Source organism: Vibrio sp. J1-1 (assembly GCF_021728395.1).
In the GTDB taxonomy this organism is placed as follows: Bacteria; Pseudomonadota; Gammaproteobacteria; order Enterobacterales; family Vibrionaceae; genus Vibrio.
Genome location: NZ_JAKKCM010000005.1, coordinates 17,892 through 32,923 on the forward strand (window position 1 = coordinate 17,892; position 15,032 = coordinate 32,923).

Annotated in this window: 11 protein-coding genes; 3 read left to right on the plus strand and 8 right to left on the minus strand. The window is 44.2% G+C overall.

All coding sequences use genetic code 11. The features are described from left to right. Positions 1-28 precede the first annotated feature (28 nt). Positions 29-790, minus strand: coding sequence for a DeoR family transcriptional regulator (locus L3V31_RS09355; protein WP_237315814.1), 762 nt, complete (start codon positions 788-790; stop codon positions 29-31). Positions 791-1,222: 432 nt separating this feature from the next. Here L3V31_RS09355 and pykF point away from each other — a divergent pair, with 432 nt between their 5' ends. Further along, complete coding sequence (gene pykF, locus L3V31_RS09360; protein WP_237315815.1) at positions 1,223-2,635, plus strand: pyruvate kinase PykF; 1,413 nt, start codon at positions 1,223-1,225, stop codon at positions 2,633-2,635. Positions 2,636-2,787: 152 nt separating this feature from the next. Here pykF and ilvN read toward each other — a convergent pair whose 3' ends face one another. The 7 genes from ilvN to L3V31_RS09395 form a co-directional block, all read right to left on the minus strand. Beyond that, positions 2,788-3,282, minus strand: a complete 495-nt coding sequence (gene ilvN / locus L3V31_RS09365; RefSeq protein ID WP_014230733.1) for an acetolactate synthase small subunit — start codon at positions 3,280-3,282, stop codon at positions 2,788-2,790. A gap of 1 nt (position 3,283) precedes the next feature. Next, entirely contained in the window at positions 3,284-5,008 is a 1,725-nt protein-coding gene (locus L3V31_RS09370) for an acetolactate synthase 3 large subunit (RefSeq protein WP_237315816.1), read from the minus strand. A gap of 460 nt (positions 5,009-5,468) precedes the next feature. Beyond that, positions 5,469-7,268 (minus strand): long-chain fatty acid--CoA ligase, encoded by a 1,800-nt coding sequence (locus L3V31_RS09375; RefSeq protein WP_237315817.1) that lies wholly within the window; start codon positions 7,266-7,268, stop codon positions 5,469-5,471. A 328-nt stretch (positions 7,269-7,596) separates the two neighbouring features. Next, positions 7,597-8,556, minus strand: a complete 960-nt coding sequence (gene leuO / locus L3V31_RS09380; RefSeq protein WP_237315818.1) for a transcriptional regulator LeuO — start codon at positions 8,554-8,556, stop codon at positions 7,597-7,599. A gap of 525 nt (positions 8,557-9,081) precedes the next feature. Next, positions 9,082-10,128 (minus strand): MJ1255/VC2487 family glycosyltransferase, encoded by a 1,047-nt coding sequence (locus L3V31_RS09385; RefSeq protein ID WP_237315819.1) that lies wholly within the window; start codon positions 10,126-10,128, stop codon positions 9,082-9,084. A gap of 3 nt (positions 10,129-10,131) precedes the next feature. Beyond that, positions 10,132-10,680, minus strand: coding sequence for a phosphatase PAP2 family protein (locus L3V31_RS09390; protein WP_237315820.1), 549 nt, complete (start codon positions 10,678-10,680; stop codon positions 10,132-10,134). A 186-nt stretch (positions 10,681-10,866) separates the two neighbouring features. Then, the gene (locus L3V31_RS09395) at positions 10,867-11,643 is read right to left on the minus strand and encodes an SH3 domain-containing protein (protein ID WP_237315821.1); all 777 of its coding nucleotides are present in this window, start codon (positions 11,641-11,643) and stop codon (positions 10,867-10,869) included. A 601-nt stretch (positions 11,644-12,244) separates the two neighbouring features. Between L3V31_RS09395 and leuA the strand changes: the two genes are divergently transcribed. Together leuA and leuB are read left to right on the plus strand one after the other, a co-directional pair. After that, positions 12,245-13,792, plus strand: a complete 1,548-nt coding sequence (gene leuA / locus L3V31_RS09400; protein WP_237315822.1) for a 2-isopropylmalate synthase — start codon at positions 12,245-12,247, stop codon at positions 13,790-13,792. Between the two features lie 81 nt (positions 13,793-13,873). Further along, entirely contained in the window at positions 13,874-14,965 is a 1,092-nt protein-coding gene (gene leuB / locus L3V31_RS09405) for a 3-isopropylmalate dehydrogenase (RefSeq protein WP_237315823.1), read from the plus strand. Positions 14,966-15,032 lie beyond the last annotated feature (67 nt).

Below are 15,032 nucleotides of genomic sequence, written 5' to 3' on the forward strand. Positions count from 1 at the left end.
TAAAAATGTTAGTTTGAATATGAGTTTGTTAGGCGCAAATGACTTTCACGCCATGCTGTTCAATCTGTGATTTATGCTCAGCTTGTATATCCGCATCGGTCACCAGCACATCAATCTGTTGCCAGGCGAGTTCAAGGTTCGGAATACGGCGGCCGATTTTTTCAGATTCAATCATTACGATGACTTCGCGGGAGACTTCCGCCATCACATTACTTAAGCCGACCAGCTCATTAAATGTGGTGGTTCCGCGATCTAGGTCGATACCGTCAGCACCGATAAAAAGCTGGTCAAAGTCATAAGCTCTTAAAACAGACTCAGCGACTTTGCCTTGAAAAGATTCAGAGTGCGTGTCCCAGGTTCCCCCGGTCATCAGCAGCGTAGGTTCACTTTCCAGCTCATTAAGCGCATTCGCCACATGCAATGAATTAGTCATCACAACTAAGCCACGCTTGTCGTTTAACTGCTGTATTAATGCTGCGGTCGTACTGCCACTGTCGATAACAATGCGATTGTGGTCTCGGATCAGTGATGCGGCAGCTTTGGCTAAGTTTAGCTTTCGAGTCGAAACATTTGGACTCAATTCTTCATGGATAACTTCCGTCGGGATCGCGATCGCGCCACCATAACGACGCAAAAGCTGTCCATTTTTCTCCAAAGAAGCTAAGTCCTTTCTAATCGTGACTTCAGAGGTCTCAAACTGATGAGCGAGTTCATCCACACTGACTTCGCCCAGCTCAGAAACTAGGTGAGAAATAGCGTGTCTTCTTAGTTGAGTGTTTCGTTTCGACATTTACGTTTTGATTTTAAGTTTCGTTTCGAAAGTTATTATAGTCAAAACGAAACTTTCAAGTCCATTTATTTCGATCCAAAAAATTAATATTTCTCGATAAAACCTTGTCCTAAGACAATTCTTAAACAGTGATATTGGATTCATTCGGTGGTAGAATTCGCCACCGAAAAGAAAATAAATTACAGAAATGAAGGCTATTTTTTTGCAACTTTCTGCATATAAAGTGGGATTGGTCACAAAAAGGTAACCAAAATCACCATTCTTTAAGTCATAAAATGACTAAACTTGGTGAAAGACTTTCAGAATCTGAAGTTCAATAATGTGGCGGAAAATCGGTGGGTGACAGGCACAAAATGTCATCAAATACGCCCTGACTTCAGAGTAAATAACCGACTTTCAAATTGTAACTATACTTACCGGAGAGTATCTTCCATGAAAAAGACCAAAATCGTTTGTACGATTGGCCCTAAAACTGAATCTGTAGAGAAGCTAACTGAGCTAGTAAACGCAGGCATGAATGTAATGCGTCTTAACTTCTCTCACGGAGACTATGAAGAGCACGGCACTCGTATTACGAACTTCCGCCAAGTAATGGAAGCAACTGGCAAACAACTGGCAATCCTTCTTGATACTAAAGGTCCAGAAATCCGTACTATCAAACTAGAAGGCGGTAACGACGTTGATCTAGTTGCTGGTCAAGAATTCACTTTCACAACTGACACTTCAGTTGTTGGTAACAAAGACACTGTAGCAGTGACTTACGCTGGTTTCGCAGCAGACCTAAGCGCTGGTAACACTATCCTTGTAGACGATGGTCTAATCGAGATGGAAGTTATCGCAACTACTGAAACTGAAGTTAAATGTAAAGTACTTAACAACGGTGCACTAGGCGAAAACAAAGGTGTTAACCTACCTGGCGTTTCTGTAAACCTACCAGCTCTATCTGAAAAAGATAAGAACGACCTTAAGTTTGGTTGTGAGCAAGGCGTAGACTTCGTTGCAGCTTCTTTCATCCGTAAAGCTTCTGACGTTCAAGAAATCCGTGAAGTACTTGCTGCAAACGGCGGCGAGAACATCCACATCATCTCTAAGATCGAAAACCAAGAAGGTGTTGATAACTTCGACGAGATCCTAGAGCTTTCTGACGGTATCATGGTTGCACGTGGTGACCTAGGTGTTGAAATCCCAGCAGAAGAAGTAATCTTCGCTCAGAAAATGATGATCGAGAAGTGTAACCGTGCACGTAAGATGGTTATCACTGCAACTCAAATGCTTGATTCTATGATCAACAACCCACGTCCTACTCGTGCGGAAGCAGGCGACGTTGCTAACGCAGTAATGGATGGTACTGACGCAGTAATGCTTTCTGGTGAAACAGCGAAAGGTAAATACCCTGTTGAAGCAGTAACTATCATGGCTCAAATCGCGAACCGCACTGATTCAGCGCTTAAAGCTGAGCTAGGTTCTCGTCTAGACAGCCCACGTCTACGCATTACTGAAGCAGTATGTAAAGGCGCAGTAGACACAGCTGAGAAACTGGCTGCTCCACTGATCGTTGTTGCAACTGAAGGTGGTAAGTCTGCACGTTCAGTACGTAAGTACTTCCCAACTGCAAACATCCTAGCACTAACAACTAACACTAAGACAGCTGCACAGCTTGTTCTAACTAAAGGTGTTACTCCAATCGTTGTTGACTCTATCGCAAACACTGACGCGTTCTACGTGACAGGTAAAGAGCTTGCTCTAGAGTCTGGCCTAGGTAACAAAGGCGACATCGTTGTGATGGTTTCTGGTGCTCTAGTTGCTTCAGGTACTACAAACACTGCATCTGTACACGTTCTTTAATCCGTAACGTTTACAAGATAATAAAAAAGAGGGCTTCGGCCCTCTTTTTGTTTTTGATTCTAACGAAATTGATTCACCTATTGATTGGCACCAAAATAAAAAAACCACCGATTTTACGGTGGCTTTTCTTGGTATAAGGGTATCCGTTAGCGTTAAGGCTTCAGTGCACGCTCGCCACGCGCAATGCCAACTACCCCACTGCGAGCGACTTCCACTACTTCAGTAACTTCCGAAATCGCCTTAATAAACGCATCCAGTTTCTCACTGGTTCCTGCCAACTGAACGGTATATTGAGAAGCAGTGACATCGACAATCTGTCCACGGAAGATGTCTGCTGTGCGTTTAACTTCAGCACGAGCAAAGCCACTCGCTTTGACTTTCACCATCATCAGCTCACGTTCAAGGTGCTCAAGCTCTGTCACTTCCTGAACTTTTAGCACATCAATTAACTTATGTAGCTGTTTTTGAATCTGCTCAAGTTGCATCTCGTTTGATGTCGTTGTGATATTCATACGAGAAAGGGTTTCGTCATCCGTAGGGGAAACCGTCAAAGATTCAATGTTGTAACCACGCTGAGAGAACAAGCCTACAACGCGAGACAAAGCACCTGGTTGGTTTTCCAATAGCAATGAAATAATGTGTCTCATATTAAGTTCTCTCCGTTTTGCTTAGCCACATTTTGTCCATACCCTCACCTTTAATCTGCATAGGGTAAACGTGCTCAGTTTCATCAACGTTAATGTCAACGAACACTAGGCGGTCTTTCATATCAAGTGCTTTTTGTAGACCAGCTTCGAGCTGATCTGGTGTTTCGATACGAATACCAACGTGACCATAAGCTTCTGCGATCGCTGCAAAATCAGGAACAGAACTCATGTATGAATTTGAGTGACGACCTTGGTAAATAATGTCTTGCCACTGCTTTACCATACCGAGGAATCGGTTATTCAGGTTGATGATCTTCACCGGGATGTCGTACTGCATTGCGGTAGACAGCTCTTGAATGTTCATTTGAATACTGCCGTCACCCGTGACAACGACCACTTCTTCTTCCGGCATCGCAAATTTAACACCCAAACCCGCAGGAAGACCAAAACCCATCGTGCCCAAACCACCAGAGTTGATCCAACGGCGCGGTTTATTAAATGGGTAGTAGAGCGCAGCAAACATCTGATGCTGACCTACGTCTGAAGCCACATAAGCATTACCATGTGTCAGTTTATGTAGAGTTTCAATAACTTGCTGAGGCTTAATAATCTCTGAAGAGGTTTCATAGGCTAAGCACTGGCGATCACGCCATACATTTATATCATCCCACCAAGTCTGAATAGCTTCTTCGTCGTTTGAAGCATCTTGCTCTGCCAACAAACCTAACATGGTTGTCAGAACTTTTTCTGCCGAACCAACGATTGGTAAATCCACTTTAACGTTTTTAGAGATCGACGAAGGGTCGATATCAATGTGCATAATTTTCGCGTTAGGACAGTATTTTTCTAAGTTGTTCGTAGTACGGTCATCAAAACGAACACCGATACCAAATATCAGGTCAGCTTCATGCATTGCCATATTGGCTTCATAGGTACCGTGCATACCTAACATGCCCAGCGAGTTTTTGTGCGTGCCAGGGAATGCCCCCAAGCCCATCAAGGTACTCACCACAGGAAGGTTAAGTTTGTCTGCTAATTCGAAGATGTGCTCGTGTGCACCAGAAATCACAGCACCACCACCAACATAAAGCACGGGTTTTTTCGCTTCAAGTAGAGACTTTAGTGCTTTCTTGATTTGGCCTTTGTGACCCGAAGTCGTTGGCTTGTACGAACGCATCGAAATGCTTTCAGGGTACTGGTAAGGCAGCTTGATTTGCGGGTTCATTACATCTTTTGGCAAATCAATCACAACCGGACCAGGGCGACCGGTTGTCGCAATGTAAAACGCTTTTTTGATGGTTTCAGGGATGTCTTCAGCTTTCTTTACTAAAAAGCTGTGTTTTACTACTGGGCGAGAAACACCAACAATGTCACATTCTTGGAATGCATCGTTACCAATCAGGTTGTTCGGTACGTTACCTGAGATAACGATCATTGGGATAGAGTCCATATAAGCGGTCGCAATACCAGTAATTGTATTGGTCGCACCAGGACCTGAACATACTAGTACGACACCCGGCTTACCGGTAGCACGAGCATAACCATCGGCCATATGCGTTGCGGCTTGTTCATGTCTTACTAGTACGTGTTTAATTTGGTCGGTTTTGGCGTGCAGCGCGTCATAGATATCTAGAACGGAACCACCAGGGTAACCAAAGATCTGCGATACATTCTCTTCGATCAGAGATTGCACAACCATCTCTGCACCTGACAACATTGCTGTCATAATTGCTCTCCTTACCCAGTTTCCACACCGTAAGGTCAACGGATAGGTCTGGTTTTACATAGTTTAGGGCTTATTCGTAGCCTAATCGAAATACTTCCACGTTTTCGGCTATGTCTTGCGTTCGTCATAACATCCCGCAAGGTTACCCAACAAATGTAACGTTTTATTATCAACGGGTCTAATGAGAGGTATCTCTCATTTTTTAATAAGATACTACGAATTGGATTGATAGAAGGAATAGCCGCCAGAGAAGAGAAAATAGACAGTATGATCAAAGAGCATATTGGATAAAAAAAGAATATTATTTCATATGCAACTCTATATTTGTCGAAAAATACCCCTCAATTTGGCGCAAATACAGTAGGAATGCTTGTAAACGAAAAAGTCCCCAGGCATGAACGAGGCATCTCTGGGGACTTTTTCATCAATTTGAAATCTAAGCGAGTTCAAGTTATCAGAACTAATGCTTTTCCTTGTACATTTCTTCGATTTCGTCTTGGTATTTGTCGTTGATAACTTTACGACGCAGTTTTTGTGTCGGTGTCAGCTCACCATCATCCATCGAGAAAGCCTTTGGCAACAATTTGAACTTTTTAACTTGTTCAAACTTAGCCAGCTCTTTTTGCAGTTCATTAACTCGCTTTTCGAGCATTTCTACAACTTGGTGATGTTTGATCAGCTCAACGCGATCGTGATAAGCAATGTTCAACTCTTTGGCATACTCTTCCAACGAATCAAAACACGGAACGATCAATGCTGAGACGAATTTACGTGTATCAGCGATAACCGCAATCTGCTCGATAAAGTGATCTTTACCGATAGCACCCTCAATCATTTGTGGCGCAATGTACTTACCACCCGAGGTTTTCATCAACTCTTTAATACGATCGGTGATAAAAAGATTGCCGTTTTCATCAATATGACCCGCATCGCCGGTTTTCAGGAAGCCATGCTCATCGAACGTTTTTTCAGTCTCTTCTGGCATTTTGTAGTAACCACGCATGACCATAGGACCACGAACTAAAATTTCGTTGTTTGCACCGATTTTCACTTGCGCGCCCGGCATCGATGTACCGATAGAGTCAGGGTCAAAGCAGTAATCATCCCAACATGAGACGGTCGCTGTGGTTTCCGTCATGCCGTAGCCTAACTTAACGTTAATGCCCATTGCATGGAAGAAACGGCCGATGGTCTCATCCAGCTTAGCACCACCACAAGGCATGAAGTTAATACGCCCGCCTAGTAACGCACGTAACTTGCTCAGTACCAATTTATCAGCCAGAGCATGAGCTTTACGCAGGACTATTGAAGGCTTACGCTTTTCCTGATGGCATAACGCCATTTTAGCGCCCATGTTCACCGCCCAAGTGAACATGATCTTGCGGTGAATCGGTGCACGAGACACCTTCTCGTGAATCGCAGAAAAAATCTTTTCGTAAAAGCGAGGCACTGCACACATCACGGTTGGACGAACCTGACTGAGCGCATCTCGCACTTGCATCGTATCTTCCAAATAGCAGTTAGTAGCGCCTTTATAAAGGACATAGAATGTCCACGCTCGCTCGAACACATGAGAAAGTGGTAGGAAACACAGCGAGACGTCATCCTGAGTCAGGCTCAAGCGTTTATCATGCCCTTCTAGCTGTGCGGCAATATTGGCGTAATCCAACATTACCCCTTTCGGTTGTCCTGTCGTGCCAGAGGTATAAATCAGGGTAAGCAAATCATCTTCACGAGCTTGGGCAAGACGAGAGTTTAACTCTTCTTGGTAACATGCATTGCCTTGCGCAATAAAGTCCTTCCAAGAAGCGACAAATGGATGGTCTCCAAGTTCGATATCGTCAGACATCGCTACAATCAGTTCTAGCTGACTACACTTCTCGAAAATACTGACGGCTGCATCAAACTGAGGCTGCTCACCTACAAAGAGAACTTTCACGTCTGCATTGTCGAGGATATACGCCGACTGCGCAGCCGTATTAGTCGGATAGATAGGAACCGTCACACTGCGTAGTTGCAGTGCGGCGAAATCAGCAATCGTCCATTGCGGCATGTTATTTGAGAAAATGCCGACCTTATCTTGAACTCTCAATCCCTGAGCCAAAAGTGCAAGCGATAGTTCATCCACTTGCTGACCAAATTGCTGCCAAGTAATACCTTGCCATTCATTGCCCACTTTATGTTTAAGAGCAATGCGAGTATCACCTTTCGCAATTTGTTCACGAATACGTTTAACAATATGAAAATCTAATTGGGCCATTTTTTACTTACCTTTGGCTTACAGGTGTAAGCTAATTTTGCGAGCAAGTGTACTCACAGGATGGCAAAACGCAACTGACGAACATCAAACTTCTCTTTATTAAGAGACTGGCTTCAATATGGATGGTGATCAACCCCATCGACACTCGGACAAAAAAGCACTTAACCCTCTGTTTATATTAACTATTGTAAAAAACAAAAGCCCCGAAAGAGCAAACCTTTCGGGGCTTTATAATTGTAAAATTTGATGAGTATTTGAAGAGTTTTACGTCATCAAACACTCAGCACTTCATGAGTTACCGGACTCAACCAGTAGCCCATATCATCATTTATTTTTGTGCAACAACTTCGCCACAGATCATCATTAATTGATCACGAAGCCAGATGTGGCCTTTGTCCTTCTCACTAGACTCGTGCCAGCTCAGATAACCACTGATTTCTTTGCTTGCAAATGGCAGTTCCAGAATTTGCAGCTGCTCGCTGTTTACCGCATTTTCTGCCATCCAACGTGGCGCAATCGTCACCAGCTCAGATTGGCTTACCACATAAAGCAGGTTGCTAAGGCTTGAACCTTCATACGCAGCCTGACAATCAAACTCGCGATACGCTTGCTCAGAGAAACTACGCTGACCATGCACTCTTGATAGTTTCGCGTGCTTTTCATTAATGAGCTGCTCTTCAGTGACCATGCCCTGAATACGTGAGTGCGTTTTAGAAGCAATCACAACCAGTTCATCTTTAAAGATTTCCGTGCTCGAGAAACCTTGCTCATCAAAGCGAGCGTAGTCGATCACAAAGTCGATCTCTTGGTAGCGCATGCGCTCAGACAAAAGACGATCGAATTCAGCGTCTAAATGAAGCTGAACGTTCGGTGCCTGTTGCTCCACTTTCGACATAATCTTTGGCGCAAAACGTAAGTCACATGGACTACAGATCGCCAGTTTAAACAAACGCGTTGAAGACTCCGGTTGGAATACAGAGCTTGGTAGCTCGTTGCGGATCAATTGTAGCGCCTGACGGATGGGACCAGATAACTGACGTGCACGTTGAGTTGGCTGAATACCTCGTCCCTGACGCATGAATAGTTCGTCATTAAACATAACTTTTAAACGTGCTACTGCGTTACTTACCGCTGGTTGAGACATACCTAAGTTATGTGCTGCGCGAGTGATATTTTGCTCCTGCATCACGGCATCAAAAACCGTTAACAGGTTTAAATCTACACCACGCAAAGTACTTTCCATACGGTAGCTAGCAATTGCGCTCATCGCGTCTTTTTTATCTAACATTGAGTGCGCCTCTTTTGTAATCGTCAATTTGGTTCAATGAATTCATAGCGAATAGAATCCCATCTCGCACAAAAGACGGCGGCTGGATTCAATTATGTCATGAATAGAAAACCTGATTTTTATTATATTTATCGGCCGCATAATTCCGGCTCGAACCGTACTATCAACGAATTGATTAGAGTTTCGCAACTAGATTGACAATTAATCAGTAAATTTTAGCCCTTAATTTATTTAATCCTTAAAATTCAATTAATTGATAAAAACATAAAAAAATATAAAATCGCTAAAATCACGCAAATTAAGCCCATGAATCATTTTTTAAAGAGTTAGGATAATGAGCCAACAACCCATTCACTGAGAATATGAATAGATTTTTTAAGAGAAACACAGTCAATAACCCTGAGTAATTGGGCGCAGAAAGTCGGAGCAGCCAGAACAGCAGTGCTGCATAAAATTAAACTTTAAATGACTTAACATGCAAATTAATTTCTACCATACTGCACTAAAACTTCTTGGTTCTGGCTTTTAGATATTGGATACGTAACTCGGAAAGTCCACTTGCTCCCACAACTGCTTGGACAACTCTTCCTGAGAATCCCATGCGCCTTGCAACACCCAATGAACAATTGCCTGAGCCACATCCGGGTACTTAACGCTCTCCGCTTGTTGCTCTTTCAGCCAATGACGCACCGCTGAAATGTCTAAGCTGTCCATCGAAGAAGCGAGCCCTAAATCTTCGAGCGTTGCGACATTGCTTTGCTGTTCAAATTGACCAGCCAATGGTTTCAATAATAACTTTTTGCCGAGAGAAAGCGCCTCCGACGGCAGCTCAAAACCACCATTGGCGATGACTCCACTACAACGATTCAGGTGATGTTGAAAATTGGTATGGCATAATGGATGCAGCTCAATATTTTCGATAACTTCGCTTTCTATCACATCAGGGTGATAACAGATGAACGACTGCTGATTAAAGTGGAACAATAGATCAGCAATATCCTCGATAGATTCAAAAGGCAGGTAAACTAGAACAAAGTTATCGCAGTGTTCCTGACTGTCCAATGTATGAATGATAGGAGGCAGTATGGGTTGGTCGAAATGATACCAATGCAACCCCAGATGATGTTGTGAGGGAGCAAAGTGTTCAATCACTGACTTATCCAGCCAGCTTGCACCTTTGAGTGGAACAGGATAACGGAATGCATTCTGATGACTGATACCAATACATGGCTTATTCTGCTTTCGGGCTGCCCATGCCGTTACAGGTTCAAAATCATTAATCACCAGATCATAAGCAGAGAGATCTAACTGATTCACTTCTTTAAAAAACTGAATCAAATTGTTGTTAAGTGCTGTTTTTGTGTAGTTCACCGATCCCTTTTCGGTCACGAAAGTGAAGCCTCGACGCGTTTGATAATCTCCAAACGCTTCCATCGAAAAGTATTTCTTTGGATCACGACCAGAAAACAGAAAGTCGACTTGTACATCACGAATTCTAAATGCTTTGCTCATCGCTCTGGCACGAGCAATATGACCATTCCCGGTGCCTTGCACACCGTATAGGATTTTCATCAATTACACTCCGATCATTGAAATAGCGAGCCCACCACACAAACTTCCTAGCAGCGCACCGATGATGATGTCTGTAAAAAAGTGCACCCCGAGAAAGATACGCGCAGCGCCGATCAAGCTCGCCCAGAAATAAGCGGCAACCCCCAGTTGTGGGTAAAAGTGATCAATCAGCGTTGCCATGACAAAAGCGGCAGCAGTATGTCCAGACGGTAAACTGTAGCGATCAGAAGGGGTAATAAAAGCAGGTAACAAAGCGCTCAGTTCTTCAGGACGGCGACGCTTAAAACTGTTTTTCAGCGTCCAATAGATTGGCAGTTCTACGACAAATGCCAGCAGCCCAGCAAGCAGAAACCATAGCCCCTGCTCCTTATCCAGATACCACGCCAGTACTCCGAGAACTAAGTAAAGATGGCCATCGCCACTGTGTGAAATCCCTTTACTAATATTCGCCACTTGCTGATTAAAGCGGTGTTGCAAACAAACGCTAGAAAGTGCTAAGTCGAACTTAGCGATGGCCGTTATTGGCTGAGTAATTGTCTCTATCGTTCTCATATGACTTTCCCTCACTTTGACAACGCCTTGTACGCAAATTAGGTGTTTTTAGTGACAGCCACATGACGGGAAGTTGGACAATTAATGACAGGAGTAACGTCGATGTGATTTACCCGGCCTCAAGACAGCCGAACAAATCAATATTTCTACATGCCATATATGGACGTATTGGGAAATGATGGGGGTTTAGGCTTGCGGTGCGTCGATATACCAGACCTTTCTCTTTTTACGACACGCCCGTAACGCACCAGTGGTAAACTCGCCATTTTTACTCAACTCATAGCTGAGTACCCGGCAAGTGTAGCTTCCCTGAAGCTCATAACGATATTCAAAATTATCATCAGCAACCTTCGGTGACGCTAGCAAAGGGTTGGGCGGCGTAGAAAGAAGGTCACGCTCTCCGACATTACTCCGCGCATAATCTTGATGGACATAGCCTTTGATCACCCCTCGCTGCTCGACCAGGTACCAAGGCAGATCTGAGACTTTAGCGACAACATTAAAGACTTCACCTTTACTGACCAGACTCAGTTCTTCCCCATCTGGATCTGGCTTGGAGCGCAAGTGTAATGTCGACTTTGAGCGATATGGTACATCCACAAACTCTAAGCTATCGTAGACCTCAATGCCCTCTTCCATCGGTCTGACGACTTCAGCCATTTGCAATTCGTTAGGCTGGACATGAATCTTCCACCACGCATAGGTCTCGGGGTCTTTACCCTTAAACCTGTCGCGATTGTCGGACTCCAGAGCAACCAACATCTGATTTAAGAAATACTCTTGGCCTTCATAGCTCAAGTACATATCCATTTGATCACGAACTACCGCGACAACCTGAGCCTGATCATTCGCAACTGCAGGTGGAACGATCAGAGTGGTTTGTGATTGAAACAGCTGACAACCTGATAAGCTGATCAATGTTAGTGCTAGTGCTGAACATCCAAATTGTTTTGCTTTAGCCATTAATCCTCTACCTTTTGTACCTTTCACCTAGTTCAAGAACTACCTCAAAAACCGAACACTAAGACGCCTCATTGTCTTGTCGAACCAATCTAAGCAATAGGCTGTGTGATCATTATTTCGAGATAGACTATAAACTCTATCTATCGATTCTCAGCCAACAATTCAATGCTTATCTGGATAGCTTGTAAGCCTGATCCCTCTATTTAATGATCAACCTAATGAACGCGTGATCTTTATCGAGAGTTTGGATCAATAATTAAAACCGCTATCTGCTCTCTTTTTACAGGATGAAATACCCCACTTTGCAATCGACTCATCCGATATGAATAAAAAATCGACTTTAGGGTTGACGTAATTGATGGAGTGCGGTACTAATTTGTTAACTTAATTTTGTGGAAAGCTTAACAATTATGTCAGCTCATTTTTCTATCCTGCTTAGCCTCCTCCTGATCGTGACCAGTTCGCGCGGGTAGGCTGTGGAAGAAAAATAACCACACCAAGTTCTAAGAACCCGCATGCAAGTGCGGGTTTTTTTATACCTAAATACTGGAAGTAAACGATTAACTCACACGAAAGTGCAGAAATCATTAAGGAAGCAAACATGAACGATCAAGTCATTATATTCGACACCACCTTGCGTGATGGCGAGCAAGCGTTATCTGCAAGCTTGACGGTTAAAGAAAAACTGCAAATTGCCTATGCGCTAGAAAGGCTGGGCGTTGATGTCATCGAAGCAGGTTTCCCGATCTCTTCTCCTGGTGATTTCGAGTCAGTACAAACCATTGCTAAAAACGTTAAAAATAGCCGAATTTGTGCTCTTTCGCGTGCCGTTGCGAAAGACATCGATGCCGCTGCAGAAGCATTGAAAGTCGCTGACCAGTTCCGTATTCACACATTTTTGGCTACGTCTACGATTCACGTCGAAGATAAGCTACGTCGCAGCTATGACGATGTACTAGAAATGGCTGTGAATGCAGTGAAACATGCACGTAACTACACAGACGATGTTGAGTTTTCTTGTGAAGATGCCGGTCGTACACCAATCGACAACCTATGCCGTATGGTTGAAGCTGCAATTAATGCAGGTGCGACGACAGTCAACATTCCTGATACTGTGGGCTACACGGTACCAAGTGAGTTTGGCGGTATCATTGAAACGCTATTTAACCGTGTACCAAACATCGATAAAGCGATTATTTCGGTTCACTGCCATGATGATTTAGGTATGTCCGTTGCTAACTCCATCGCCGCTGTTCAGGCAGGTGCTCGCCAGATAGAAGGTACGATTAATGGTATCGGCGAACGTGCGGGTAACTGCTCCCTAGAAGAAATCGCGATGATCATCAAAACGCGCGAAGAATTAATGGGCGTTCGCACTGGTATCAAACACGATGAAATCCACCGTACCAGTAAGTTAGTCAGCCAACTATGTAATATGCCTATCCAGAGTAACAAAGCTATCGTCGGTGCAAACGCGTTCAGCCACTCTTCAGGCATTCACCAAGATGGCATGATTAAGAACAAGAATACCTACGAGATCATGACTCCTGAGTCTATTGGTCTTAAGAACCAAGCGCTGAACTTAACAAGCCGCAGCGGTCGTGCAGCAGTGAAGAGCCACATGGAGACCATGGGTTATAAACAAGAGGAGTACAACCTAGATGCACTGTACGCTGACTTCTTGAAGCTAGCAGACCGTAAGGGACAAGTTTTCGATTATGACTTGGAAGCGCTAATGCACTTCTCTAACCTGCGTGAAGAAGACGACTTCTACAAGTTGAATTACTTGAGCGTGCAATCAGGCAGCGTGATGGCAACCACCAGCATTAAAATGCAATGTGGCGATGAAGAAATGTGTGAAGCGGCAGTCGGTAATGGTCCAGTAGATGCGCTATACCAGTGTATTTACCGTGTAACAGGCTACGAAATCGTGCTAGACAAGTTCGACCTGACTGCAAAAGGTGAAGGTGAAGATGGCTTAGGCCAAGCCGATATCATCGCTAACTACAAAGGTCGTAAGTACCATGGTACTGGTGTTTCAACGGATATTGTGGAAGCTTCAGGTCAGGCTCTACTGCACGTAATCAATAGCATTCACCGTGCCGACAAGATTGCCGAAATCAAACAAAAGAAAATTGCGACTGTTTAATAGCTAACGTGACTCCCGAGCGCACAACAGAATAACTTCGATATAAAATTTAGCTAAAAATTAAAGGATTAAAGGATTAACATGACAGACAAATCATACAAAATCGCCGTTCTACCTGGTGACGGTATTGGCCCTGAAGTGATGGCACAAGCACACAAAGTGCTTGATGCAATCGAGAAAAAGCATGGCCTGTCTTTTGAGCGTGATGAACACGATGTCGGCGGTATTGCTATTGATAATCATGGCTGCCCACTTCCTGAAACGACGGTAAAAGCGTGTGAAGAGTCTGATGCGGTTCTATTTGGCTCAGTAGGTGGCCCTAAGTGGGAACACCTACCACCAAACGACCAACCAGAGCGCGGCGCTTTGCTTCCACTGCGCAAACACTTCCAACTGTTCTGTAACCTGCGTCCAGCTCAGATTCACAGCGGCTTGGAGGCATTTTCTCCACTTCGAGCTGACATCTCTGAGCGTGGTTTTGACATTGTAGTTGTTCGCGAACTGACTGGCGGTATTTACTTCGGCCAACCAAAAGGTCGTGAAGGCGAAGGCGCAACAGAGAAAGCGTTTGATACAGAGGTTTACCACCGCTTTGAAATTGAACGTATCGCTAAAATTGCCTTTGAATCTGCACGCCTACGTCGTAAGAAAGTCTGCTCAATCGATAAAGCGAACGTTCTACAGAGCTCTATCCTATGGCGTGAAGTCGTGGAAGAGATTGCTAAAGACTACCCGGATGTCGAGCTTTCTCACATGTACATCGACAACGCAACCATGCAGTTAATCAAAGATCCAGCGCAGTTCGACGTCATGCTATGCTCAAACATCTTCGGTGACATCATCTCGGATGAATGTGCAATGATTACTGGCTCTATGGGCATGCTACCTTCTGCAAGCCTTAACGAAAGCAAGTTTGGTCTTTACGAACCAGCTGGCGGCAGTGCACCAGATATCGCTGGCAAAAACATCGCTAACCCAGTGGCGCAAATTCTTTCGGCTGCGCTAATGCTACGTTACAGCCTGGGTGAAGAAACAGCGGCACAAGATATTGAATCCGCAGTATCTAAAGCACTTTCTGCTGGCGAGCTTACCGCTGATTTAGCAAGCGACAAGCCAGCACTGACCACGTCAGAAATGGGTGACAAGATCGCCGAGTACATCTTGAACTCATAACTTAAACTAGATTGATAATAATTATTCGCCCCTGATAAGCCGTTATTAGGGGCAGCACACAGGATTA

Coding starts and splice junctions, on each gene's coding strand:
- L3V31_RS09395 (WP_237315821.1), bottom strand. CDS start 11,643: ATGGCTAAAGCAAAACAATTTGGATGTTCAGCACTAGCACTAACATTG.
- leuO (WP_237315818.1), bottom strand. CDS start 8,556: ATGTTAGATAAAAAAGACGCGATGAGCGCAATTGCTAGCTACCGTATG.
- L3V31_RS09385 (WP_237315819.1), bottom strand. CDS start 10,128: ATGAAAATCCTATACGGTGTGCAAGGCACCGGGAATGGTCATATTGCT.
- leuB (WP_237315823.1), top strand. CDS start 13,874: ATGACAGACAAATCATACAAAATCGCCGTTCTACCTGGTGACGGTATT.
- L3V31_RS09375 (WP_237315817.1), bottom strand. CDS start 7,268: ATGGCCCAATTAGATTTTCATATTGTTAAACGTATTCGTGAACAAATT.
- pykF (WP_237315815.1), top strand. CDS start 1,223: ATGAAAAAGACCAAAATCGTTTGTACGATTGGCCCTAAAACTGAATCT.
- L3V31_RS09370 (WP_237315816.1), bottom strand. CDS start 5,008: ATGACAGCAATGTTGTCAGGTGCAGAGATGGTTGTGCAATCTCTGATC.
- L3V31_RS09390 (WP_237315820.1), bottom strand. CDS start 10,680: ATGAGAACGATAGAGACAATTACTCAGCCAATAACGGCCATCGCTAAG.
- L3V31_RS09355 (WP_237315814.1), bottom strand. CDS start 790: ATGTCGAAACGAAACACTCAACTAAGAAGACACGCTATTTCTCACCTA.
- leuA (WP_237315822.1), top strand. CDS start 12,245: ATGAACGATCAAGTCATTATATTCGACACCACCTTGCGTGATGGCGAG.
- ilvN (WP_014230733.1), bottom strand. CDS start 3,282: ATGAGACACATTATTTCATTGCTATTGGAAAACCAACCAGGTGCTTTG.